The following is a 23,320-nucleotide window of genomic DNA, read 5'->3' as shown; positions in this document are numbered from 1 at the left end:
AAATCCGTTCGCCGGCATCCCCGGCGCCAAGAAGCGCCGTCGCGCACGCTTCCTGCTGCCTCATGAACTGCCGCGTTTCTTCAAAGCCGTCGCACTCGAAGACAACGACGAAATCCGCGACTTCATCCTGCTGGCGCTGCTCACCGGCCAGCGCCGCGGCAACGTTCAGGCGATGAAGTGGAAGGACATCGATCTGAGCAGCGGCGTCTGGTACATCGATACGGACGAATTCAAGAACGGCGAGCATCAGGCCGTGCCACTCACGTCCAACGCGATCGACATTCTCCAGCGACGGCGTGAACGTGCACCCGCGACCGACGTCTGGGTACTCCCGGCGTCCGACAGCGACAAGGGTCCAGGGCATCTGGTGGAACCGCGCAAGGGCTGGGCTCGGGTTCTGGCCCGCGCCGAGGCCATCGGCCTGTCGGAGATCATCGCGGCTTGCGAAGGTGAGTCGCGAACGCCCGAACAAATCTTCGATCCGGGCATCAAGGAGCGCAGCATCCTTCCAACGTTGAGAAAGCTACGCGAGGAGGCGCAGCAGCGGGGCCTTGATCCCTCGTCGGCTCGCCTGGATGACCTGCTGATGCATGACCTTCGCCGAAGCATGGGCAGCTGGCAGGCCATCAACGGTGCGAGTCTTTCGATCATCGGCCGCAGCCTCGGGCACAAGTCGCCACAAGCCACGGCCATCTATGCCCGGCTGCATCTGGACCCTGTTCGCGACAGCATGGAGCGTGCGGCGGAAGCCATGCTGAGAGCCGGCTCTCAGAAGAACGTCGAGATGCGGTCCAAAGTTCCGGTCGGTCAAGTGAGCCCATGATTCAATCTCTGTCGGATCGTCCGGCCGCTTCAAGCAATGGCAGTGCAAAGACTGCAACCCGCAGGCCGACATCGGCCACACGCTCGGGCGATTGCCTCAGTCGGGCACGCCGAACAAATGCCCGCACTTGGGCATCGCGTCCCGGCAGCGCCCAGAATTCGGACGTCAGCCCAACCGGTGTTTGCTCCGGAATCGGCGTCCCTCTGCGGGCAAACGACCGACGTATCGACTCGACCAGCACGGCTTGGTCGACGCGCTCCGAGTGCGCCAGATAGTCGATTCGGCGATCACCGTCTCCGGGCGATAGACGCGCAGCACCGGTGCAGGGTCGTCGAGCACGACGGGATAGACCAGTTCCTCTGGATATGGCCAGAGTGCATCCCCGAAACCGATATCGACCTGCAAGCGGTCACGTATCGTCCCGAGCCTCGCCTCGAAGGTGACGCGGACGCCTGCATATTCCTGCTCCGCACGAATCGGCTCGGCCACGATGGATGCGGGATCGAAGACCACGGCATCGTCTGGAGCCTCCACGCGGCAAATGGCTGCAATGTCGCCGGCCACGGACGCCGGGTCGCTGTTTCCTCGCGAGAGCAGATCGAGATCGACGGTTGCGCGATAGGGCTGGTCGGCCCACAGCCGGAGCAGCATGGCGCCCTTCAGAACGAATCGCTCGCGCAGTTCGGACGCCGCCAGGCGGTACAGGAAGCGCTCGAACAGATAGTTGCGCAGCGTGATCTGGAAGTCTTCGCCGCGTTGGCGGGCGATGTTCAGCAGGCGCGCCCGAATCGATGCCGCCCGGTCCTTGGCGGGCCGGTCCGTCACCCGACGACTTCCAGATACGGCCGCATCACCGTAGCCACCCGATCCAGCTTCGCATGGCGCCACAGCGCGTCCATGCCATGCGGGTGACGCTGGACATAGTCCTTCAGTGCCTCGACGGCGACTTCGGGACCGATCTTGTTGCGGTACTTGAAGCAGTCCGCCACGGTCTTGGCCGCCGAGTAGATCCGGACGGCAACGCCGTCGATCCTGTGCGTCTCGACGCCCTCGGTCAGCGCTGCACCGGAGAAGTAGACGACACGGACCGGAAACGGCGGATTGCGCGGATGCCAGGCGTGGTTGTCCAGCGCGATCCAGATCTCGGACGGCGACTGCGTGGTCAGACCGTGGAAGCGAAGTGCACTCAGCAGGCAGACCGTCGCCTTCGGAACGGCCTTGGCCACTTCGGCGAGGCTGTGCTGCGCCGAGATGTCAGCATCCGGAACGGCATACAGCCCGCGCGATATACGCACCAGAGCGCCGCGCGACGCAAGTCGGCGCGCGTATTCGACAGGAATGCCGAGTGCCTTGAGGTCGCGTGGCCGCGCGACCCCCAGACGCCTGACGGCTTCGACGGTTCGGACTTCGGTGCCTTGCATGAGTTGCCCAAAATGCTCGGTAGTTATCATCAATCACCTATGATACAGGACTCCTGCACATGAGCCCAACACTTGCATGAGCTGGCCATGTGAGGACCGTACTCTTCAGAGCAAGCCCCCAAAAACTCCCGGATAACGCCGAATTCCCCCGCGCAACGAATGCCGGGAGTTTTCTTCGAAGCAAGCCGGATCAAGGATCGCCCCAGTCGCCGAGACGTTCCGGCCTTCGACAGGGATCGACGATCATGAGCCGCCCACCCGCTCAGACCGTATTGCTGACTCAGGAGCAGGTCGCACAGCGGCTCGGCGTCAAGCCGGCCACTTTGCAGATCTGGCGCGTGACCGGACGTTACAGCCTGCCGTTCGTGAAGTGCGGCAGGCTCGTCCGGTACCGCGAAGAAGATGTGCACGCGTTCATTGAGCGAAGGACGCGCGAGCACACCGGCTCGACCGGCCTCGGTTGAGGTGGCGCCATGATCTCCACGCCACCACCAAGCGGCAATCTGGTCATCACCGTCTGCAGCACCAAGGGCGGCGTCGGCAAGACGACGCTGGCGGCGAACCTCGGCGGCCTGCTGGCGGACCTCGGACAGCAGGTGCTGCTGATCGATGCCGACATCCAACCCACGCTGTCGAGCTTCTACGGACTGAGCGACCATGCACCCGCGGGCTATCGGCGCTGCTTCAGGACGGGGACATCGAAGACTGCATCAGTCGCACCGACATCGGCTGCGATCTGATCGTGTCCGATGATCCGGTCGGACGACTCCAGGACTGGATTCTCCATACGCCCGACGGCCGGGTACGCCTGCGCCACACGCTGGAGCAGGTGGACTTCTACGACGTCACGATCATCGACACGCAAGGCGCGGTCGGCCCTCTCCAGGATGCGGCCGTCTGCGCGGCCCAGGTGCTGCTGTCGCCTATTCCCCCGGAAATCCTGTCCGCCCGTGAATTCGCGCGCGGGACCTTGGGCATGCTGGACCGGCTGCGGCCGATGCAGTTCCTGGGCGCACCGCTCGGGCCGCTGTACGGGGTCATCAACCGCATGGACCGCGCTGGCGAGGCCGGTCGCATCGCTGCCGAACTTCAGCGAGAAAGTTTCGCCCCGTCGCGCGGCGCGATCCGCATTCTCGATACGGTGATCCCATCGACGGTGGCGTACCGCGAGGCCGCCACCGCGCGCATGCCGATCCACCGCTACGAACCCCGGCGCCGGGGGCCGACGCCCAGCGGGCGCGACGTCATGCTGTCGCTCGTGCGGGAACTGCTTCCGCATCTGTCGATCGACGAAACCACGCTCGACGACAGTCGAGTGGCCTGAGCTGCCCGGCGGGAGGCCGTCCGTGAACAAGCACGCGCCCACCGGTGAAGCCCTGCGTTCGCTGCTGCACATGGACCATTTCGCCAGCGATCCCGGTCCGTTGCCGCCGGCCGATCCGCTCACGCGCACGACGATCCAGCGGGTTCCGATCGACCAGATCGACTTCTACGACCGCAACCCGCGACGCATCCGCAATCCACACTACGACGAGATCAAGGAGTCGATTCGCGCCTCGGGCATCCTCCAGAACCCCAAGATCACGCGACGTCCCGGCGCCGAGCGCTACCTGCTCGCCTTCGGCGGCAATACCCGGCTCGCGATCCTCCGCGAGTTGCACCGGGAAACCGGCGACGCTCGGTTTGCCGCGGTCGACTGCGATTTCGTGCCCTGGCGTTCGGAAGCCGAGGTCCTCGTCGGGCATCTGATCGAGAACGAAACCCGTGGCGAGCTGAGCTTCATCGACAAGGCCCGCGGCGTACGCGAGGCGCGGACGCTGATCGAGGGCGAAAGCGGCCAGACGCTTTCGCTGCGTCAGCTCGCCGCTCAACTGCGCGAACGCGGCTTTCGCATCGACTCGTCGATGATCTCCCGCTACGAATACGCCGTGGACATCCTGGCGGAAGCCCTGCCACGCGCGCTGAATGCCGGACTCGGGCGGCCGCAGGTGCAGCGGCTGCGCCAGCTCGACACGGTGGCGCAGATGTTCTGGCAGCGGCGCCAGCTCGGCACGGAAGCGATCTATCGCGCCGTGTTCTGCGAAGCACTGGCCGCCTCCGACCGTGAAGACTGGGATTTCGAACGGGCGCGCCGCGCCGTGGAGAGCGCCCTGGCCGACCGAGCCGGCATCGAAGCCCGTCTGGTGACCCTGGAACTCGGTGCCGATCTCGCTGGCGCAGCAGAGTCCGGCGACGACACCCTCGTGACAACATCGACCGGCGCACAGACGTCGCCGCCAGTCCCACCGACGTCACCCGATCGTGCTTCGGTCGTCGAACGGGCTCGCACCCAGCCGAACGAGCCCACGGAATTGATGGTGACGCCTCCGTCTCGGGCCGCACCGAAACCGGAAGCCCCCATCGCACCGGAAGCGGCAGCATCAGGCACGAGCCCAGACACCGCGGAGAACAAGTTCGAACGCCTGCTGACACAGCTTCGCGAAGCCGGTCAGCGCTACGCCCGAATCGCCGGACTCGAGCAGTGCATTCGCGTCGACACCGATGCAGAAAATGAGCTTTGCAGCTATCGCCTCGTCGATTTCCCCGGCGCGGCACAGTGCGAATGGGCCCGGCGAAGCGATGCCGAACGACAGGCGCTTGCATGGAAATTCTGGACGCTGGCGCAATGCTGCGACCTGTTCGGCTTGATCGAGCGCCGCATCCTCGACCGTTTCGACACCCGTGAGGCACGCGAACGGGCCTGCGTCGCCCTGTTCGGTGCCGGATCAGGATTCGTCCGTGCCTGGAGAGACGAAGGCGCGGCGCAGCAGGTCGTGGACGAGACCGTCGGCAACGCGGACGCCTACGGCTATTGCGACTACGTCGACGCCGCCAGCGCGGAGCTCTGGGCCGCGGACCTCGCGCTGAGGCAGGCCTACCGGGACTTGCGGCTGTTCGTGCGTGAAGCGGGCATGGCCCTGTGGGCGAACGGCCAGGAGCCTGCGGCATGAGCTCCGCGAGCGAGCCTCGCGTGAACGGCGCGGCCGCGGCCGACACTAACCGGGTCGTCAGTCTGCCGATCCGCGACCGCGTGCTCGGCGTCCGCTGGGACGCCCGCAGCAAGGAAGCCGAGCTCAACTGCGCAATCTTCAACTACGCCGCGCGCTGTCTGGTCGAAGGCGACATCGACGCCCTGCGCCAGGTCGGCTTCGAACCCGCGGACGTGCAGATCCTCGACGAACTGCGCCTGTCCGATCTGCACGCACTGTCGACCTCGCGCGCCCATGCGCTGGACGTGCGCGTGAATCGCGAATCCCTGCGCTGGCTGGTGGAACACGTGCGACGCCGGCGCACGCGCGACATGCTCAGACTGGAGCTGCTGCGCCTGGACGCACCCAGCGAGATGATGACCCGACTGTTCGGCATGACCGGGCGCAGCTACACCGCCACGCGCGAGGCGCTCGGCATCGTCGGCGGACAAGGGCGTCCGTCCAGCCATCTGGGCAACGAAGACGAGGAAGAGCGCCTGTGGGCACTGTGGGTCCGCCTTGCCGATCCCGAGCGCCCGACGCGCCTGCGGCAGGACGATCTCTGGCTGGTGATCGGACGCGAACTCGCATCCGGACTGCGCAGCGCATGGACGATCATCCAGCAGTGGGCCTGCGACCCGCACAGCGTCCGTTCGCTGAAGGACGAATGCACACGTCTCGGACGCAAACAGATCGAGCGTGACGAGGCTGCATTGCGTGAACGGCATTCGGTCCACGCGACATCGATCCACGGCGACGTACTGGGCGTTTCGACTCCCAACGAATAGGGATAGATCGCGCGCAGCCGCGATCTATCCCTATTCGTTACGCTGGCGCAGTGGTGCCGGCGCCCGGGAATCTGCGGGCCGCCGCCTCGAACTGATCCAGGCGAGTGATATGTTCGCCACCCTTCCCGAGCCCGTTCGAACCCGGCTGCTCGACTTCGAGCGGCAGCGCATCGCGATCAACCACGAATACGCCCTTGCCGCCTACGCCGCACAGCAGTTGCGCAGGCTGCTGTCTCAGCGAGACGCGCTGGCGCAGCTCAGGCGCTTGCACCATGTGGCATCCAGGCCGCCAAACCCGCCGCAGCGGCGCTGAGGTTATCGATTCCGTGCCGTCGCACCGGCCGCGACACTGCAGGCTCCCCGATTGGAGAGCACACGATGAGCAACGTCTTCCACGGCGCCGGAAATCTCGGAGATGCCCCGACCCTCAAGCGCGCCACCGTCGATGGCGAACCGCAACCGGTACTGGAAATGTCGATCTACTTTGATCGGCCCGTGCCGGTCGAAGACGGCGCCTTCGAAGACCGCGGCGGCTTCTGGCTGAATGCGGAGATCTGGGGCAGGCGGGCCGAACAGGCGGCGCACCTGCTGGCCAGGGGCGCTCGCGTCCGCATCGAAGGAACCCTGGTCCAGGACACCTGGCTCGACCGGGAAACCGAGAAAGAGCGTGTCGCCTTCAAGCTCAGGCTCGACTGGATCGCGATCGACCCGCTGCGAATCGAGCAGGTGAAGTTCAAGGAGTCGACACGTCCCCGGCGCGAGCTGGCTGATGACGAGGATCCGGGGGCGGAATGACCGGCTGACTTACCCGCCGAAATCGTCTGGCCACATCCGCGCTCCGTGGAGCACGCGCAATATGCGGACCGTATCGTCACTGGCTCGATATGCCGCGATGTACACGGTTCCGGCGATGACCAGTTCGCGCGTTCCGGCAACACGACCGGGACGGCCCATCTCCGGGAACTGCATGAGGCGTCCGACCCGTTCGGCGATCCTCTCGTCGAGCCTCACCGCCGCCGCCGGACTGTCGGCCGCGACGGTGTCGAAGATTTCCTCTCGATCCATGATCGCCAGCGGCGACCATTCAAGCTTCACTCATCGGCTCCCGACGTCTGCCCGTTCACTGGCCCCAGGGCCGCGGCACGGCGCCTGGCGAAGTGCGCCTCGACCTCTTCATGAGGGACTGCCGGACGCAGGTCATCCAGGGCCTGTTGCACCTTGGCCCGGAACCAGGCGTCGTGTGCTGCCGGGTCCGCAGTGAACTCGAAGGGCAGCGCACCCTCCCTGGCGATTCGTGTCAGCAGAATGCGGACCGCATCGGAGACCGTGAGTCCCATGCCGTCCAGCACCTCGGCGGCGCGATCCTTCAGCGCCGGATCGATGCGCGCCTGAACCAAAGCAGTAGCGGCCATCGTGCACCCCTTCATTCGAGAAACAGGGGGCGATTGTAATTCATTTGAACGACAACCGGCCACGGCGTGCGTGCCATGACGATACCGCAGCGAGGATCGGTGAGGTTTCGACTCGCGGCCATGCGGTGCCGGTCCGGACAATCCATTCTGAAATCCGACTCGTCGTAAAACCCGACGTCATCGGTCTTCGTCTTGTCCGCTCGCATCCGCGAGCGCCCACGCCACTTCGGATCGGGAAGAGTGGCGCAGCCTCGAAGCTGTCGATCCGTTGATCCAATCGCGAGTTGCGCTCGCACGCCCGGCCGGGGATGCATCCTGATCGGGATCGCTCTTCCGGTCTGCATTCCTCATCCATGACCTGGAGAATCTCATGCCCAGCCATTCTGCCGATGCCGACGCCACGAGCGGCGGCGACCGTTACTTCAACCTGCACACCACCGGCATCGGGTACCTGAACCGTGCCCGCGAGGTGCCGGTCAAGAAAGGGGCCTTCCTCGCCGTCGACGTCACCGCACTGCGCGGCTCGGCCGACGAGGTCGAGTACACGCGCCTGGACTGCCGCGTCAGCGGTCGCGAGGCGCAATCGCTCGTGCGCCGGCTCAAGCCCGATATCGACGCCCGGAAAAAGGTGCTGGTCGGCTTCAAGACCGGCGATCTGTATCCGGAAACCTTCGTCTACGAGAACGGTGAGCGCAAGGGCCAGACCGGCGTCAGCCTCAAGGCCCACCTGCTGCGGATCACCTGGGCGAAGGTGGACGGCGTCACGGTCTATACGGCGCCATCGGACGCTCCGACGGAACCAGCCGACACGGCGCCGGCAACCGCCATCGCCTGAATCCGATTCAAATCTGCCCCCGCGGTGCAGTCGCCCCGCCGGGGCGGTGTGCCGCGGGTGTGCTTCGACTCGACACAACCCGGAGTTCACCATGCTCAAGCTCAGTGGAACCCTGGCGATCCGCACGATCCACGGCGCCCGCGGCGCCTTCAATGTCGGCCGCCTGTTGACCGAAATCGGCGAATTCGCCGTCAAGGACTCCCTCATCGAGGAATACGATGAGGGCCGCTACAAGGGCGAGTTCGGCATCATCGCCATCACGCCTTCCACCTACTTTGCCGCCGGTCGGACCGTGGTCGAGGTCCGCGCGCGGCTCGGCAGCATCGCCCTGGAAGACATCGCGGCGCCGGCCGGCGACGACCGTTCGCCGATCATCGAACCCGACCCGATCGAATCGGAACCCGCATCCACGGGGCAGGTCTCGATCGACACCGGCACTGCCGAATCTGCCACTGCAACGTTCGACACGGCGGTGGCCACCGCAGGCAGCGACAGCCTCGACACCCCAGACGACGCCGAACACGCATTGCAAACGCTGTTCGGTTCGCTGTGGCCGCTGGAGGTCCGCGTCAAGCTCGACCCGACCGTCGACCGCGGCCTGTTCCGCACGCAGCGGGACAAGCTCAAGGAACTGGGCTATCGGTTTCAGCCGGTCGGCCAGGTCTGGGAGCGCGCCGAGACGTCGTAATGCCTCTGCCACATCCAAGGCCGGTGACGATGCATGTCGCCGGCCTTCCCGGAGCGGCTGTCGTCGCGGACGCTGCGGGAAGGCCGACGGCCTTCATCGACGACGCCGGCCGCCCGCCGCCGGGACGAGGCCGGGTCCCTTTGTACGGTCCGCTGCGTCACCAGGACCGTGCCTGATTGCTTAGGCCCAAGCGCCCCGAACCCTGGGCCGGACAGATTCCGACAGGCAGCTCGCACGGGAAGACGCTGCTCGAAGACTTCCAGGGGCACGGCTGAAAGCCGTCACCCAGCACCGCGGCCATTTCCACCGTCTTGCCGCGGCGCCGCCTCGACCGATTGCCGGACTCCCGCGCTTCACCGGCAAGAATCCTTCGCAGGTCCCGCAGCCCCAAGGCTTGGGGCTGCGGGACTTTCCAGAGCGGTTCGCAAGCAGCCCAAGGCTTGCACTGCCGTGGAAAGTCTCAGCGATCTCGTTGACGTGGCGACTGCGTTTCAGTCGCAAGCCGTGCCGGCCGAGGAAGCACGGTTCGGTCCTCCGGGTTCGTTCCGGGGATCGTCGGCCATTCATTCAGTTCGCCCGCGCTGCGGGTATCCCGTCCGGGGCGTTCGTACCCCGACGGGGCGCGTGCTCTCCCGGATTCGTTCCAGGAGAGACACGATGTTCGACGCTATGCGGGCCTACCTGCCCAGTTCTTACTTTTCCCTTCGCCGGCAGGCTGCCACTGCCGATGCTTGTCAACGCGAAGCGCCGCTGTACTCGCGCACCCAGGCGATCCGCGACGGAATGCTCATCGACGTCACGCCGCTCGCGCGCGAGGTCGGATTCAGGGACGCCGTCGCGCTCACGCGGTGCGCACTGATTCAATCCACTGATGACTGCGGTGCCGATCAGGCGGACTTCGACGCCCGGCTGTTGCTCCTGCTGTTCTCGGCCGTTTCGGCATTGCGGGCCTAGTCGCACCGCCGGCTGACCGAGGTCGATTTCACCGTTCAACCCCCTGCCGGCCCCGACCACGGTCCGGCAGTGATGCTGAAGATCATCGCCGGCCCCGGCGATCGAGGGGAAACGGTGCTCACGATTCTGTCGGTTGACGACTGAAGCAGCCGCCCTCCGCCCTCTCACCCTCCTCCCGGGGATATCCCCTGTGCCGGCAAGCCATCGCCGCAGCGAGATATCTCGTCGGGTCTCATTTCGCCTGGAGGTTTCTCCATGACTTCATCGCCCCGACCCCTGTCTGATCACCAATACATCCGCTCGAAGGGTCTGCGCTGTCCGTTCTGCCGGGCCCGCGATGTCGAGGGCCAGGCCGGACTCGACATCGACGCCGGCGTTGCACCCCAGGAAGTCCGCTGCAATGCCTGCCAGAGGTTCTGGACCGACATCTACCTATTGGCCGGCTACCAGGCCGCCTCTGACTGAAGCACGAAGATGCGTTCAAAACCTGTCTGCGTCGCGGACCGTTTCCGATTGATCCACTTGAACCGCTGAACCACGCTCAGACGCCACTTCGGTGGCGTCTTCCCGGAGCGGCGCGTGCGTCGCTGCGGAAAGACCCCGAGCGGAATTTCGATGTTTCTTCCTGGCGACGAGGACATCGTCGCACCCCAGCAGCTTCAGGTCCGGCAGAGCTGCGCGATCGCACCGATCGGGACCTTTCTCCACGACCCACCCTCCAGCGAGGAACGGCTCGTTCACTGAGCCGTTCCTCCCACCCGCCGGGGCACCGAGCCCCGACCGGGCGCGTGCCATCCGGCTTCTCTCCATGGAGACATCGCATGAACGTCTGGTTCAAGAACTGGCGCTGTACCACCGTCTGGGGCTTCTACGGCAACGGCCGTATCGGCCTGCGCCTGGTCGAGGACGGCTTGCCGGTGGCAACCGCCACGGTCAACACCGAAATCGAGGTTGGACTCGACCAGATCATCGTCAAGGCATACGCCGAAAACGAAGGCCTGATCGAGGCCCTGATCGAAGCCGGCGTCATCGAGCCGGCTTTCGAGGCCCAGTACATCGGCCGCTTCGACGCTCGCTGCGCGCGCTGCCGGCTGACGCCTACCGCACTGGCGGAAGCCTGCGGCCTGCCGCCGCCGGCCTCGCCTTCCGCTCCGGACCGCAACGAATTGCGCGACCGCTGAGCGTTCCCTTCCCCACGTCACAAGGAGTTCGATATGGGCTGGTTATTCACACCCGGACAGTCCCGTTCGCAACTGATCGAACGACTCGTCCGTCACGAAGACAACGACCGAGCGCACCATGCCACGCTTGCGCACTGCGTGCGCGGCAATGTGCTATGGACCGTCCGCGAAGTCACCTTCAAAACCACCGAGTCCGGCTATCTGCCGGGCTTTCCGCAGCGCTACATCGGCTGCGATCTGATGGCCTGCCAGCGCGGATTCGGCTGGGGCTACAAGGATCTGTGCGAAAGCATGGGGCCTTGCTACTACCACTGCCCGCTGGCCTATCTGGACATGGTTCCGGAAGCCAATGCCGAGTGGCGTGCCGCCGTGCGGCTCTGGCACGAACGACACAGTCGGCCGATCCGCGTCGGCGAAATCTGGTCGATCATTCCGGGCTATTCGGTCCGCACCGTCGAAATCGTCTGCGCACGCCCCCTGCGGGGCCGCGGCCGGCATGACGGCGTGATTTACCGGATCAGGCGCGACCTGCTGGATTTCCGACAGCAGGATGCCGCGCCCGAATCCGAAGACGTGCAGCTACCGCTGCCCGCATTCGCCACAGAGGCCGTCTCGGCCTGATCCCGCGGTGGATGGCCCTTCCATCCACCGCTTTCCCAATTCACTTTCAGGAGTTTTCCCATGGCTCTGATGTTCCAGCGCCTCGCGCGCAACTTCATCAAGAACGGTTATTTCCCGACCGATGCCGACACCACGCTGCGGCTGTTGCAGGCCATCGAACCCTGCCCGGCCGGCGAACTGCGCATCCTCGATCCCTGCTGCGGCGAGGGCGTCGCGCTGGCCGAGGTCAAGCATCATCTGGGTTCCGAACGCACGACGGCCTACGGCGTGGAGTACGACGAGGAGCGGGCCTGGCACGCCAAGACGCTGCTCGACCACTGCATTCACGGCGACCTGCAGGACTGCGTCATCGGCCGGCGGCAGTTCGGTCTGCTCTGGCTCAATCCGCCGTACGGCGATCTGGTGACGGACCGGCAGGGCGTCGCCACCTCGCAGAAGGGCCGCCAGCGGCTGGAGAAGCTGTTCTATCAGCGCTGCCATTCCGATCTGCAATACGGCGGCCTGCTGGTATTGATCGTGCCCGTGTACGCCCTTGATCGCGAGCTGAGCGGCTGGATCGCGACGCACTTCGATCGCGTCCGCGTGTTCGGCGCGGCGGTCGATACCTTCAGGCAGGTCGTCGTGCTGGGACGCAGACGTCGCGCCGACGGCACCGATACCGCGCTGCGCGCGCGGCTCGAAGCCATTGGCCACGGTGATGCCGAAGCCCCGCCGCTGCCCGAAGTCTGGACCGGCGAGCGCTACACGGTTCCTCCGGCCACCTCGCCCGAGGTCCGCTTCGCCGCAGGCCGGCTGGACCCGAAACAACTGGCCGACGAGATTCGGGCAGGTCGTGACGATTCGCTAGCCCGTGACCCTGCCCAGTTCACTCAGGGCACAGCTCACGTAGTGCCGCCCGCACTTTTTTGCTCCAGGTCTGGCAGATCGTCCTTGACGGTCTGCCAGACGTGGTCGAAATCGACTTCGCAGTCATCGTGGATCAGCTTGTTGCGCATGCCAGCCGGTCATACCGGCATGGCGTCCCGCAGCACCCGCTCGCGAAACCGCGCCGGCAAGGACTTCGGGGTCAGCACGTCCACGTGCACGCCGAGCACGCGCTCGGCCTCGTTCTGCAGCTTGGCCATCGTGATCAGGCCAGTGCCTGTGAGGGTTTCATCGCGGTTCCGCCCCCCCCCTTTCGAGTGGAACGAGGCATAGCGTGAACCCGCCTCAGCAGCCGTCCATGCGTCGGCTTGCTCACACTGCATCACCGAAGTACATCAGCACATCCATACGCTTGTGCGGCACGCCGATGATGTCGATGCCGTCGGCCCGCATGAGGTAGAAGATCAGGTGTGCGCCCTGCGGGAAGCAGTAGTACCCCTCCTCGATGTCGGACCGGTGTTTGCCCGTCCGCGGATTTGCGGCGAGCCATTCGAAACGACTGTCCAGGGCCGCCAAGTAGCGGTCCCGTTGAGCCTCCCCCCATTTTTGCCTGGAATAGCGGGCAATGGTCTTGAGATCGCTGTATGCACGAGGCGTGATCCGGAATGACGGCTTCACTCCGCGGCGTCCGCATCCGAAATGAGGCGACTCAAGGAGTAGTCGCCGACGAATTCGCCGCGTGCGGCCTGCAAAGCGCCTTCGGCCAAGTGGGTCCGCAGCGCCTCCAGCTTGGTCTTGCGCTCTTCAAGCGCACGCAGACCATCGCGGACCACCTCGCTGGCGGAACCGTAGCGACCGCTCGCGACTTCGTTGCGGATGAATACTTCCCAGTGTTCTCCAAGACTCAGGCTCGTGGTCGCCATGGGCGAATCGCTCCTATATTCATATTTGTTAATTATGAATATCCAGACCCTGGGGCCGTCAAGTGGCTTTGGGTGCGTCGGCAAAGCCGACAACAGCTCGCGGCCATACCCCCGCTGTGATCGAAGGCCTGCCCTGGGCAGGATAGGCAAGCCTCCGCGCGAAACGTCTATCGAACAGTGGCCAGAGATGCCCCATTTCTCGAGCGGGCACACGGCCACCGAATATTGCGCCTTGAGACTGGCGGGGTTCTTCGGCGACGCACCGCCAGGGCCGTGATCTCATGCGGTAAGCGCCCACACGCACCGATTTTTCGTAAAGCACGCCGGATCGCGAAACGTGCTTCCGCCCTCGAGGCGGCGATCCTTCCTGAACATCCGGGTCACCTCGACCCTCCCCTCTCGCGCGGGACACGCTCCCGCAGAGCGCTGTCCGCGCTTCACCGGAGAGCCTCCATGCCTGCATCCAACCGCCGCCCCGATGCGGTTCGACCTTCGCTCGTGCGCGATACCCAGGGACGCTACATCGTCCAGGGTCCGCTGACCTACGACACCATCCTGTCCGCCGCCGAGGCCATCCTGCTGAAGCGGTGCCGGCGCCTCGGCGTCATGTCCAGTCCGTCCGCGGTCATGGACTTCCTGCGCAGCCGCCTCGGCGCGCTCGACCATGAGCGCTTCGACTGCCTGTGGCTCGACAGCCAGCATCGCCTGATCGCGGTGGAGACACTGGCCACCGGCACGATCGACGGCGCCGCCGTCTATCCGCGCGAAGCGGTCAAGGCCGCGCTGAGGCACAACGCCGCCGCGGTCCTGTTCGCGCACAACCACCCCTCGGGCCGCCCCGAACCCAGCGCAGCCGACCGCGCCCTCACCGAGCGCCTCAGGGCCGCACTCGCCGTCATCGACATCCGCGTGCTCGACCACCTCGTCGTCTCGGCCGAGGGCGGCGTGTCCTTCTCCGAGCGGGGCTGGCTGTAGCGCCCTTCCAGGCATCACCACAAGAGGACCACACCGTGATCAGAATCCACGTCGAGATTTCGGACGACGACAACACGCTCATCGAGGAAGCGCTGGAGCGCATGAACCAGAGCGAGGCCAATACGCACGGTCGACTCGACCTGCCGCGGCTCGCCGCGATGCTGCTCGAAGACGTTGCCCTGGCCGTGCGCCGACCCGGTTCCTGGGAAGGCGCACACATGATCCAGGTACTCGAAAGCCACGGCTATCCCGTCGGGTAGACGACCTCACTTCCTGACGCCTGTCGAGGCGCTTTTCCGCTGCGGTCCGGCCTGCGCCGGACCGTTGCCGAAAGACGCTTGCTCCCTGGCGACGTGGGTCACGTCGCATCTCGCCGCTTCGGATCGGCTCAGCGGCAGAAACGCTTTCCGGCGCTTTCTCGATCCTGCTTCCACCCCTCGATTGGCGGACCGATGCCCCACCGGCACGGCCGCCTTCGCCTATCCCTGCTCATGGAGATTTCCACATGAACACTGAACTGCCTCCGGCCGCGCCGGAGCTGCTCCCCATCGTTGAACTGCCCGGCGTCTTCGCCGATGCGCTGCTGCGCGACGAGCGCGGCGGCCTGCTGTTCTGCTCGCTCTGGGGCCGCGACACCGCGATCCAGGAACTGCTCGCCCGGCTGTCCGTACCCGTCGAGGAAGGCGGCCTGCGTTCCCTGCACGTCGAAGGACCGCAGGGCACGGAAACCGTCCACTTCGATCGCATGCCGACGACCGACAAGCTCAGCGGCCGGCTGCCGCCGAAGAACCTGTTCGGCAACCTCGTCCAGCTCTGGCTGTATGACCGGCTCGCGGTGGAGCCGGACCGCGCCAACCGGCGTGCGCTGCTGCTGCAACGCAATGCCACGCACGGCGAGGCTGCGCTCTGGCACCTGGTCCGCAGCGTCACCCACCTGCCGCTGCTCGACCACTGGAACGAAGTCGTGCTCGACGTCTTCCGGCAGAACGACTGGATTCGTCCGCTGCGCGGCATTCAGGTCGATGCCGTGTTCGTCGACCTCGGCAGCGACGCGGTCGAGGTCGAAATCTCACGGCTCGTTCGCGAAGGCCGTTTGACGCTCGACACCGACCAACCCGCGTCTCTGCGCCAGGCGGCGTAGACGCCCTTCTCACCCATATCCCGCGGGACGCCAGTGCCCGAACGGGCACTCGCGTCTGCGTGGACCGCCCATTCACAGGAGATGCACCATGTCACTCGAAACACCTGTTCCCGACACGCTGGCCGACGATCCGTCTGCCGCCGTCATTCCCCTACCCGAGTTCGTCTCGGACTTCGGCGACAGCCTGCTGGCTGCCGTCACAGCTCAGAATCCACCGGTCTACGACGGAACCCCCGACGCTCGCCGCGACGCGGTGATGGAAGGCCTGAAGCGCAAGCCGTTCGCCGCACAGCGCGGCGTTGTCCAGGCCGTCACCCGCCTGCTCGTCGACGCCGGCCAACCCGCCGCCGTCGTCAATGCGGAAATGGGCACCGGCAAGACCATGATGGCGATCGCCATCGCCGCGGTGCTGCATCGCTGCGAAGGCTACCGCCGCTTCCTCGTCATCTCGCCGCCGCACCTGGTCTACAAATGGCGGCGGGAAATCCTCGAAACCGTGACCGGCGCCCGGGTCACCGTGCTCAACGGCCCGGACACGCTGCGCAAGCTGTTGCAGTTGCGCGATCCGGCGCATCCGGGTCACGACGGACCCGAATTCTTCGTGCTCGGCCGCGTGCGCATGCGCCTCGGCTTCCACTGGAAGCCGGCCTACGCCGTACGACGCCGCCACATCCAGCGCACCGATGACCAGGGCGAACCCGTCGGCGAGCCGCAGCTGCAAGCCATCGTCGTCTGTCCACACTGCGGCATCGCGACCCTCGATCCCGATCAGATGCCCTACACCGTGGAAACCTTCCCGGTCGACAAGCGCCTCAAGTGTGATGGCTGCGCTTCGCCGCTCTGGACGCTGATGCGTCCCAACGGGGCGCCGCAGCCGCGGCGCGAACTGCTCAAGTCCTCGCTGTGCCAGATCCCGACGATCGGGCCGGCGACCGCCGAGAGGCTGATCGGCCGCTTCGGCGAAGGCCCCCTGGCGGGCATGATCGAGGACAACGTCTACGAGTTCGTCAACCTGATGGACGAGGACGGCGAACTGGTGTTCTCGGACCGCCAGGCCCGGCGCATGGAAAAGGCCATGGCGACGATGGAATTCTCGTTCGGCCAGGGCGGCTACCAGGCGACGGAGTTCATCAAGCGCTACCTGCCGGATGGCTTCTTCGACCTGCTGATCGTGGACGAAGGCCACGAGTACAAGAACGACGGCTCGGCCCAGGGTCAGGCGATGGCCGTGCTGGCCGCCAAGGTCCGCAAGGTCGTGCTGCTCACCGGCACCCTGATGGGCGGCTACGCTGATGACCTCTTCCACCTGCTGTGGCGGATCATGCCGGAACGGATGATCGAGGATGGCTACCGCTACGTGCGCGGTTCGCTCGGCGCGGCGGCCATGAGCTTCATGCGCCATCACGGCGTGCTGAAGGACATCTACAAGGAAACCGAAGGCAGCGCGCACAAGACCGCACGAGGCCGCAAGGTCAGCGTCACCACGGTCAAGGCACCGGGCTTTGGGCCGCAGGGCATCGCGCGCTACGTGCTGCCGTTCACGGCGTTCCTCAAGCTCCGGGATATCGGCGAAGGCGTGCTGCCGCCGTACCTGGAGCACTTTCACGACGTCCCGATGCGCACCGATCAATCGGAGGCCTACCACGGTCTCCGCCTCACCCTGACCGGCGCGATGAAGGAGGCGCTGCGTCACGGCGACAAGAGCCTGCTCGGCGTCGTCCTCAACGTGCTGCTGGAATGGCCCGACTGCGCGTTTCGCGAGGAAGTCGTGCGGCATCCCCGCACGCGGTCCGTGCTCGCGCACGTGCCGGCGATCTTCGACGGCGCAGACGCGATGCCGAAGGAGACCGAAGTGATCGCCCTGTGCAAGGCCGAGAAGGCCGAGAAGGCCCAGGGGCGGCGGGTGCTGGTCTACAGCGTCTACTCCGGAACGCGCGACACCACGTCGCGACTCAAGGCGATGTGCGAAGCCGAGGGCCTGCGGGCCGCCGTGCTCCGCGCCAGCATCGACACCAGCCGGCGCGAGGACTGGATCTTCGAACAGGTGGATCGTGGCGTGGATGTCCTCATCACGAACCCGGAACTGGTCAAGACCGGTCTGGACCTGCTCGACTTTCCGACGATCGCCTTCCTGCAGACCGGCTACAACGTCTACACCCTGCAGCAGGCCGCACGCCGGTCCTGGCGCATCGGCCAGAAGCAGCCAGTCGACGTGCACTTCTTCGGCTACGGCGGTACGACGCAGATCACCTGCCTGCAGCTGATGGCCAGGAAGATCGCCGTCAGCCAGTCCACGTCCGGCGACATGCCCGACACCGGGCTCGATGTGCTGAACCAGGACGACGACTCGATCGAGGTCGCCTTGGCGAAACAGTTGCTGTTGTAGTCGATAATACGAGGGTCGCCACGCGACCCTCTTCTTTTTCGCGTCCGCTTTCAGCCCAAAGCGGACGGTGGAGTTGTGTGGCAGCAAGCTATGTTTTTGCTAGCGAGAGATGCATCGGTCATCTGTCGTCGAACGGCCGACCTTCGCCTGAGATGTTCACCATGCGAGTGATGGGGCTGGTGTGGATAAGAAACATCCTGGTGCGGAAATCCTTCCTGCACGCAGCGTAGAAGCCATCAATCAGCATGCCGAAGTAGCGATCTATTTTTCCTAGGTCCAGAGAGAAATATCTATCCAGAAGCACCTGGATATCCTCTGTCCGATCGATGTGCGCCCCCAATTTGTTTCGAGACAAGCGGAGGGCGTTCTCAAGCGCCACGTCGCGCGCTCCCTCTAAGCGAAGCAAGTCGCTGTGCCCTACCACACCGGCGTCTTTCCACTCGCTTAATAGGGACTTACCGTAAGTGTCATCGACGAACAGGTTATCGATGAGTGAACACAAGTCGATCACGGCCATCAACCAACCAATCTCAAATAGAAACCGTCTGTAAAGCGTCTTCGGATCATCCACGATCGCGGTGATTGCAAAATCCACGTTCAGAAAATCCAGAATTGAAAGGACGATCTGGGCCTTGTCCTGCGAAGAGCACAGCGGGAGCATGTAGCCCGTGTTGGGCCGAGTGGCCGCAAAGCGGTCGAGCCGGATCTCTGCCCCGGTCGGCACAGAAAGGTACGCGTTGCCGGCAATATCCAAAGGCGCGTAGTCCGGGATCGTGGGGAAGCGATGGTCTAGCGCCGCCTCGACCAAAGACTGAAGATGTTTGATGTCGCCGTACAGCACTTCCGTCGTCGAATAATCCAGGTCGCCCCAGGCGTAAAAGCAGGACATTGCGTCCAATTGTTGGCCGTGAGCTGCGACCTTGTCTCTGATGAGGTCGTAGGAGTTGACGTAACTCTTTTTCAGCTCGTCAATCGCCTCTTCGAGCGCAGTGCGATCACTGCTCTGTCTGCTGCCAAAGATCAGATTCTTCAGCCTGGGCACCATCACCAGCAGGTTGTCTACCTGTATCAGCTGAACTCGCATTACTGTGCGCTTGGCGGAATCATTTACCTGTTCATTTCGAAATAAATAGGCGGTGTCCACCAATCGGAAGCTCAGTTCCAGTTTGCTTTTCAACTCATCGATTTCGGAAGCCATGCAAACCCCTCCGTTACAACATTATTGGGAGCAGCTCGCTCCGAAAGGCTAGCGACTCGCGAGTAGCTAGTCTATGACGCCGAAACAAAATCATGCTGGATGAGCGACCGCTTCTGGCACAAAGCCGCCAGCCGGCTCCGCCAATGCTCCCTCAGAATTACCCCCAAACTCAGCGGAGTTTCCGGTACCACGACCGCCCGCCCCCACGCACCCTGACCTGCACCGCCGCGTCAGTCGGCAATGAGTCGGGAGCCACGAGTTGTGGCAGCGCATACTTCGAGAACTGCTCCGGGCAGCAACAATCGCCGCGTACTCCGCGGGTGTGCACGCGGGCGAGTCTTCGTCGATGTGGTGCCACTGCTTGGGCGCCGCGGCGCAGCACTACGGCATCGCCCCAGAACTGCTGATCGCCATCGCCCGAACCGAGAGCAGTCTCGATCCACTTGCCGTTCACCTCAACCCGGATGGGAGTTGGGATATCGGCCTGATGCAGATCAATTCGCGCTGGCTCCCTGCCCTGCGCGAGATGGGTATCGCAGCGGAGTCGCTCTACGAGCCCTGCACTTCGATCTGGGTCGGCGCCTGGGTGCTGGCGGGGAACATCCACCGGCTGGGCTACACCTGGCAGGCCGTCGGCGCCTACAACGCGGGGACGGCGCGCTCGCCCTCTGCTCGCGAGCGCCAGGAGGCATATGCCCGGCGCGTCGCACGGCAGCTCGGTCCGCCCGCCGCGCCGACCCGATCCGAGTGAGCCCCGGTCCGGGGACTCAGCCATCGGCGCTCCGCCGGTCTCGCGCAACCAGCGGGGCAATCGATGTTTCGCGCCATTCACTGGAGTAATCCCCATGAAATACCGTAACGCTGTTTTGAAGTATCTCTCGCCGGCCCCCGAAACTCACGAGCCGCCGCACCATTCCCTGCTGTTGCCGGGCCTGCTGTTGCTGCTGCCTCTGGCAGCGCTTGCCTCGACCACCGGCGAGGAGTTCCTCGCCTTCTACCAGTTCATCTACGACGCGGCGACCGGCTATCTGGGCCGGGGCATCGCGATCACGGGTGGGCTGGTGATGATGGGCGTGGCCGCCGGCACCGGAAAGGTCGTGATCGCTGCGGCCGGCATGGTGCTGGCGATCTTCGGAGCGCTCGGGCCCACCATCATCGATCAGATCTTCGGTTCGGCCCTGATCTACTGATCGATCGGCGATGGAAGAGCGCTTCTACATTCCGCGCACGCTGGACGATCCGCCGCTGTTCTTCATGTGGGCGCTGGATGACGCCGCGGTGTTCCTCTGCGGCGTCATCCTGTTCAGCCTGATGGGCAGTGCGCTGATGTTCCTGGTGGGCTGCGCATCCGGGCTGGCGGCGGCCCGCGCCTATGCCCGGCTCAAGCAGGCGGGCGGCAAGGGCTTCGTGATTCGCGCGCTGTACTGGTACAGCCCGTCGGACTGGTGGTTCCGCTCTCCGGCGCCGAGCCATGTGCGCGAGTACATCGGGGGCTGACGGTGGAGTACCGGCGCTATGCCAGCGCGCTCGCCGAGGCGATTCGGCGCCGAAACCTGTGGATGACGCTCGCGCTGATGCTCGGCGTGTCCAATCTGCTGCTGACCGGCAGGCTGCTCACGGCCAGCACCAGCGAGCGGATCATCGTGACGCCGGCAACCATCGGTCAGGCGTTCTGGGTGCACGGCGAGCAGGTCTCGCGCGAGTACCTGGAGCAGATGGGCCTGTTCTTCAGCGATCTGGTGCTGACCTATCAGAAGGACAACTTCCCCGGCCGGTCCGCGCTGTTCCTGGAGCACGTCGACCCGCGAGCACATGCACGGCTCGCCGCGACGCTGCGCCTGGAAGCCGAGCGCATCGAACGCAACAGTCTGGCCCAGGTCTTCCACCCGCTGTCCGTGCGCGTGCGCGAGGCCGATCGGCAGGTCGCCATTACCGGCAACCGGGCGCCGATGGTCGGCGAGCAACTGCTGCCCTCGCAGCGCGTGACCTACCGCCTGCAATTCACCTACCGGGACGCGCGGCTGTTCGTCTCGGAATTTGGAGAAACCGATGAACGCGATCCTTTCGCGGACCGGCCTCGCCCGCCCGGCCCTGACGCTCATGCTGACGTTGGCGTTAATGCTGGCGACGCCCTGCGGCCGGGCGGCTGACGTCGCGGTCGGCGACGGCGGTGCGGTCGAGGTGACCGTCTCGGCGCAGGAGCTGACGCGCCTGACGATGAGCGACGGCCGCCACATCGCCAAGGTCTGGGCCGTCGAAGGCGCCATGCAGGCACAGCCGGATGCAGAAGCCGGCGAAATCTACATCCGCCCGCTGGGCAAGGCGCCGGGACAGGTGTTCAGCTTCTTCGTGCGCGACGAATTCGGCGCCACCTACACGCTGGCGGCGCGCGTCGCCGACGTGCCGTCGCAGACGATCCACCTGAAGCCCACGCCGCGACCGGCGCCGGTCGCCACGCCGAGCGGCACCCTGGCCGATGACCACCTGCAGCGCATCAAGACGCTGATCCGCGGCATGGCCAGCTCGCCGCGTGCTATTCCACCGGAATACGCCGCCGAGCACCTGGACCAGAAGCTGCGCGGCTGGGATGGCACGCAGCTGCGGCTGGTGGAGCGCTGGAACGGAGCCTCACTCCGCGGCGAGGTCTGGACCCTCCGCAACACCTCCAAGGCCGAACTGCACCTGGATGAGTCCCGCTTCTCTCACATTTACGACGACCTCTGCGCCGTGGCGATCGGCACCCCGACCGTGCCACCCGGCGGCAGCACCGAGGTCTATCTCGCAAGGGGGCGCTGATGCCGCTGCCGAAGCTGCCGACGAGCGAGACGATCCGCAAGCGCCAGACGGCGATCACGATCGGCGCGTTCGCGGCCGTCATCGCCATCGTCGTCTTCGGGCTGTGGCTGTCCGATCCGCGGCGCAAGGCGGGCGGAGCGCATCGCGTCGATCCGTCGACCGACTACTCCGCCGACTTCGGCAAACCCTCCGGCTCGATCGACCCGATGGACATCTGGATCAGCCGATCGGAAGCCGAACTGAAGGCCCTGCGGCGGGACAACGATCAACTGCGCAAGGACCTCGGGGCGCTGCGCGACCAACTCGATCGCAAGGACGAATCGAAAGTTCCGCGCAGCATCGACCGTAAGCGAGTGGACGATCAGCGAGACGATGCGGGCACTGACCGCAGGAACGGGACCGACGCCCAGCGCCCGCCGCTACCGCCATTGCCCGGCGCCAGCACGGCCACGAGGGCATCCTCAGCGCCACCCCGGCCACCCCCGATTCCAACGTCGGGAACAGCGCCGGTCGCACCGAGTTCACCGGGCAGCATCATGAGCATTTCCGTCAGCAGCCGATCCGGCGGACAGGCCGCCTCCGGCGGCGAACCCACGCTGGACAACTTCCTGCCCGTGAGCTTCGTCTCCGCCACCCTGCTTTCCGGCCTGGACGCACCGACCGGCGGCCTCGCGCAGACCAATCCGCACCCGGTGCTGCTGCGCCTGGCCGACAACGCCTGGTTGCCGAACCGCGACCGCCAGCAGGTCCGCGAATGCTTCGTCACCGGCGCCGGCTACGGCGACCTCAGCTCGGAGCGCGCCTACATCCGGCTGGAGCTGCTGTCCTGCGTGCTGCAATCGCGCGAGGTCATGGAACTGCCGGTCAAAGGCTACGTGTCCGGCGAAGACGGCAAGGTCGGCCTGCGCGGCCGGCTCGTCAGCAAGCAAGGCGCCATGATCGCGCGGGCGCTGTTCGCGGGCATCGCCGGTGGCGTCGGTTCCGCCATCGCACAGTCCTACACGCAGACCGCAACCAGTGCTCTGGGCACCGTCTCGACCATCCCGCCATCCGACATCGCCGAACACGGCATCGCCCAGGGCACGGCGAACGCCCTGGAACGCATCGCCGACTACTACATCGACCGCGCCAACGAGCTGTATCCGATCATCGAGATCGAAGGCGGGCGGCACACCGACGTGGTGTTCAACGAAGGCGTACGCCTGCCGGAGGCGTTCGAACGTGTGATGCGCCGCGGAACGCAGGATGCCTCTGCCGCCGAGTCAACCCCAGGTAGCGTCATCGCGCCGAATCACCGCTGAGGAGC

Annotated in this window: 31 protein-coding genes and 1 pseudogene; 25 read left to right on the top strand and 7 right to left on the bottom strand. The window is 65.4% G+C overall.

The features are described 5' to 3' along the window. Positions 1–823, top strand: an 823-nt coding sequence (locus RM530_RS14775) for a site-specific integrase (RefSeq protein ID WP_311366022.1), incomplete at its 5' end; no start/stop codon positions are given. 165 nt (positions 824–988) lie between these two features. On the opposite strand, the gene RM530_RS14770 is transcribed toward RM530_RS14775, so the two are convergent. Both RM530_RS14770 and RM530_RS14765 read right to left on the bottom strand, forming a co-directional pair. Continuing rightward, on the bottom strand, positions 989–1,648 hold the full coding sequence (locus RM530_RS14770) for a nucleotidyl transferase AbiEii/AbiGii toxin family protein (RefSeq protein WP_311366021.1): 660 nt from the start codon (positions 1,646–1,648) through the stop codon (positions 989–991). Beyond that, positions 1,645–2,244: a type IV toxin-antitoxin system AbiEi family antitoxin domain-containing protein gene (locus RM530_RS14765; RefSeq protein WP_311366020.1), complete on the bottom strand. Its 600-nt coding sequence runs from the start codon at positions 2,242–2,244 to the stop codon at positions 1,645–1,647. The genes RM530_RS14770 and RM530_RS14765 overlap by 4 nt, the downstream gene beginning before the upstream one ends. Before the next feature lie 245 nt (positions 2,245–2,489). Here RM530_RS14765 and RM530_RS14760 point away from each other — a divergent pair, with 245 nt between their 5' ends. From RM530_RS14760 to RM530_RS14730, 6 genes and pseudogenes are all read left to right on the top strand, one after another. Next, positions 2,490–2,708, top strand: a complete 219-nt coding sequence (locus RM530_RS14760; RefSeq protein ID WP_311366019.1) for a helix-turn-helix domain-containing protein — start codon at positions 2,490–2,492, stop codon at positions 2,706–2,708. A gap of 9 nt (positions 2,709–2,717) precedes the next feature. Then, positions 2,718–3,568, top strand: a pseudogene (locus tag RM530_RS14750) (ParA family protein). Between the two features lie 22 nt (positions 3,569–3,590). Continuing rightward, the gene (locus tag RM530_RS14745; RefSeq protein ID WP_311366016.1) at positions 3,591–5,234 is read left to right on the top strand and encodes a ParB family protein; all 1,644 of its coding nucleotides are present in this window, start codon (positions 3,591–3,593) and stop codon (positions 5,232–5,234) included. Beyond that, entirely contained in the window at positions 5,231–6,040 is an 810-nt protein-coding gene (locus tag RM530_RS14740; protein WP_311366015.1) for an STY4526/YPO1902 family pathogenicity island replication protein, read from the top strand. Before RM530_RS14745 ends, RM530_RS14740 begins: the two co-directional genes overlap by 4 nt. A 109-nt stretch (positions 6,041–6,149) precedes the next feature. Next, positions 6,150–6,353, top strand: a complete 204-nt coding sequence (locus RM530_RS14735) for a hypothetical protein (RefSeq protein WP_311366014.1) — start codon at positions 6,150–6,152, stop codon at positions 6,351–6,353. A 65-nt stretch (positions 6,354–6,418) separates the two neighbouring features. Then, on the top strand, positions 6,419–6,835 hold the full coding sequence (locus RM530_RS14730) for a single-stranded DNA-binding protein (protein WP_311366013.1): 417 nt from the start codon (positions 6,419–6,421) through the stop codon (positions 6,833–6,835). A 9-nt stretch (positions 6,836–6,844) separates the two neighbouring features. Here the strand turns inward: RM530_RS14730 and RM530_RS14725 are convergent, their stop codons facing one another. Both RM530_RS14725 and RM530_RS14720 read right to left on the bottom strand, forming a co-directional pair. Beyond that, positions 6,845–7,135: a type II toxin-antitoxin system RelE/ParE family toxin gene (locus RM530_RS14725; protein WP_311366012.1), complete on the bottom strand. Its 291-nt coding sequence runs from the start codon at positions 7,133–7,135 to the stop codon at positions 6,845–6,847. Then, positions 7,132–7,452 (bottom strand): type II toxin-antitoxin system RelB/DinJ family antitoxin, encoded by a 321-nt coding sequence (locus tag RM530_RS14720; protein WP_311366011.1) that lies wholly within the window; start codon positions 7,450–7,452, stop codon positions 7,132–7,134. Before RM530_RS14720 ends, RM530_RS14725 begins: the two co-directional genes overlap by 4 nt. A 370-nt stretch (positions 7,453–7,822) precedes the next feature. Here RM530_RS14720 and RM530_RS14715 point away from each other — a divergent pair, with 370 nt between their 5' ends. The 8 genes from RM530_RS14715 (at position 7,823) to RM530_RS14680 (ending at position 12,928) form a co-directional block, all read left to right on the top strand. Next, the gene (locus RM530_RS14715) at positions 7,823–8,287 is read left to right on the top strand and encodes an STY4534 family ICE replication protein (protein WP_311366010.1); all 465 of its coding nucleotides are present in this window, start codon (positions 7,823–7,825) and stop codon (positions 8,285–8,287) included. A gap of 91 nt (positions 8,288–8,378) precedes the next feature. Further along, positions 8,379–8,975, top strand: coding sequence for a DUF3275 family protein (locus RM530_RS14710; protein ID WP_311366009.1), 597 nt, complete (start codon positions 8,379–8,381; stop codon positions 8,973–8,975). Positions 8,976–9,644: 669 nt separating this feature from the next. Next, the gene (locus RM530_RS14705) at positions 9,645–9,929 is read left to right on the top strand and encodes a hypothetical protein (RefSeq protein WP_311366008.1); all 285 of its coding nucleotides are present in this window, start codon (positions 9,645–9,647) and stop codon (positions 9,927–9,929) included. A 255-nt stretch (positions 9,930–10,184) separates the two neighbouring features. Further along, the gene (locus RM530_RS14700) at positions 10,185–10,394 is read left to right on the top strand and encodes a hypothetical protein (protein ID WP_311366007.1); all 210 of its coding nucleotides are present in this window, start codon (positions 10,185–10,187) and stop codon (positions 10,392–10,394) included. A gap of 150 nt (positions 10,395–10,544) precedes the next feature. After that, positions 10,545–10,673, top strand: a complete 129-nt coding sequence (locus RM530_RS14695; RefSeq protein ID WP_311366006.1) for a hypothetical protein — start codon at positions 10,545–10,547, stop codon at positions 10,671–10,673. Positions 10,674–10,750: 77 nt separating this feature from the next. Beyond that, the gene (locus tag RM530_RS14690) at positions 10,751–11,110 is read left to right on the top strand and encodes a hypothetical protein (RefSeq protein WP_311366005.1); all 360 of its coding nucleotides are present in this window, start codon (positions 10,751–10,753) and stop codon (positions 11,108–11,110) included. 33 nt (positions 11,111–11,143) lie between these two features. Then, entirely contained in the window at positions 11,144–11,731 is a 588-nt protein-coding gene (locus RM530_RS18780) for a hypothetical protein (RefSeq protein WP_349256252.1), read from the top strand. 60 nt (positions 11,732–11,791) lie between these two features. Then, positions 11,792–12,928 (top strand): DUF6094 domain-containing protein, encoded by a 1,137-nt coding sequence (locus RM530_RS14680; protein WP_311366004.1) that lies wholly within the window; start codon positions 11,792–11,794, stop codon positions 12,926–12,928. Positions 12,929–12,967: 39 nt separating this feature from the next. On the opposite strand, the gene RM530_RS14675 is transcribed toward RM530_RS14680, so the two are convergent. Together RM530_RS14675 and RM530_RS14670 are read right to left on the bottom strand one after the other, a co-directional pair. Continuing rightward, positions 12,968–13,273, bottom strand: coding sequence for a type II toxin-antitoxin system RelE/ParE family toxin (locus RM530_RS14675; protein WP_311366003.1), 306 nt, complete (start codon positions 13,271–13,273; stop codon positions 12,968–12,970). Then, positions 13,270–13,518: a type II toxin-antitoxin system ParD family antitoxin gene (locus tag RM530_RS14670; protein ID WP_311366002.1), complete on the bottom strand. Its 249-nt coding sequence runs from the start codon at positions 13,516–13,518 to the stop codon at positions 13,270–13,272. The genes RM530_RS14675 and RM530_RS14670 overlap by 4 nt, the downstream gene beginning before the upstream one ends. Before the next feature lie 453 nt (positions 13,519–13,971). On the opposite strand from RM530_RS14670, the gene radC reads away from it, so the two are divergent. From radC to RM530_RS14650, 4 genes are all read left to right on the top strand, one after another. Beyond that, positions 13,972–14,493, top strand: coding sequence for a RadC family protein (gene radC, locus RM530_RS14665; RefSeq protein ID WP_311366001.1), 522 nt, complete (start codon positions 13,972–13,974; stop codon positions 14,491–14,493). A 35-nt stretch (positions 14,494–14,528) separates the two neighbouring features. Further along, complete coding sequence (locus tag RM530_RS14660) at positions 14,529–14,753, top strand: hypothetical protein (protein ID WP_311366000.1); 225 nt, start codon at positions 14,529–14,531, stop codon at positions 14,751–14,753. Between the two features lie 245 nt (positions 14,754–14,998). Beyond that, complete coding sequence (locus RM530_RS14655) at positions 14,999–15,634, top strand: hypothetical protein (protein ID WP_311365999.1); 636 nt, start codon at positions 14,999–15,001, stop codon at positions 15,632–15,634. 88 nt (positions 15,635–15,722) lie between these two features. After that, complete coding sequence (locus RM530_RS14650) at positions 15,723–18,020, top strand: DEAD/DEAH box helicase family protein (protein ID WP_311365998.1); 2,298 nt, start codon at positions 15,723–15,725, stop codon at positions 18,018–18,020. A 118-nt stretch (positions 18,021–18,138) separates the two neighbouring features. Here the strand turns inward: RM530_RS14650 and RM530_RS14645 are convergent, their stop codons facing one another. Further along, positions 18,139–19,218 carry an aldo-keto reductase family protein gene (locus RM530_RS14645; protein WP_311365997.1) on the bottom strand — a complete coding sequence of 360 codons (1,080 nt, stop codon included), beginning with the start codon at positions 19,216–19,218 and terminating at the stop codon, positions 18,139–18,141. 346 nt (positions 19,219–19,564) lie between these two features. Here RM530_RS14645 and RM530_RS14640 point away from each other — a divergent pair, with 346 nt between their 5' ends. From RM530_RS14640 to RM530_RS14615, 6 genes are all read left to right on the top strand, one after another. Beyond that, the gene (locus RM530_RS14640) at positions 19,565–19,969 is read left to right on the top strand and encodes a lytic transglycosylase domain-containing protein (RefSeq protein WP_311365996.1); all 405 of its coding nucleotides are present in this window, start codon (positions 19,565–19,567) and stop codon (positions 19,967–19,969) included. A 94-nt stretch (positions 19,970–20,063) separates the two neighbouring features. Further along, the gene (locus RM530_RS14635; protein WP_311365995.1) at positions 20,064–20,408 is read left to right on the top strand and encodes a hypothetical protein; all 345 of its coding nucleotides are present in this window, start codon (positions 20,064–20,066) and stop codon (positions 20,406–20,408) included. 10 nt (positions 20,409–20,418) lie between these two features. Continuing rightward, positions 20,419–20,715 (top strand): type IV conjugative transfer system protein TraL, encoded by a 297-nt coding sequence (gene traL, locus RM530_RS14630; RefSeq protein ID WP_311365994.1) that lies wholly within the window; start codon positions 20,419–20,421, stop codon positions 20,713–20,715. 2 nt (positions 20,716–20,717) lie between these two features. Continuing rightward, on the top strand, positions 20,718–21,368 hold the full coding sequence (gene traE, locus RM530_RS14625) for a type IV conjugative transfer system protein TraE (protein WP_311365993.1): 651 nt from the start codon (positions 20,718–20,720) through the stop codon (positions 21,366–21,368). Then, a complete protein-coding gene (locus tag RM530_RS14620; RefSeq protein WP_311365992.1) occupies positions 21,268–22,014 on the top strand; it encodes a TraK domain-containing protein in 747 nt (248 codons plus the stop codon). Before traE ends, RM530_RS14620 begins: the two co-directional genes overlap by 101 nt. Further along, complete coding sequence (locus RM530_RS14615) at positions 22,014–23,315, top strand: TraB/TrbI/VirB10 family type IV secretion system protein (RefSeq protein ID WP_311365991.1); 1,302 nt, start codon at positions 22,014–22,016, stop codon at positions 23,313–23,315. The genes RM530_RS14620 and RM530_RS14615 overlap by 1 nt, the downstream gene beginning before the upstream one ends. The last annotated feature ends 5 nt before the right edge of the window (positions 23,316–23,320 follow it).

This window comes from Banduia mediterranea (genome assembly GCF_031846245.1).
Taxonomy (GTDB): Bacteria; Pseudomonadota; Gammaproteobacteria; order Nevskiales; family Nevskiaceae; genus Banduia; species Banduia mediterranea.
This window is presented reverse-complemented; position numbering and strand designations above follow the sequence as displayed.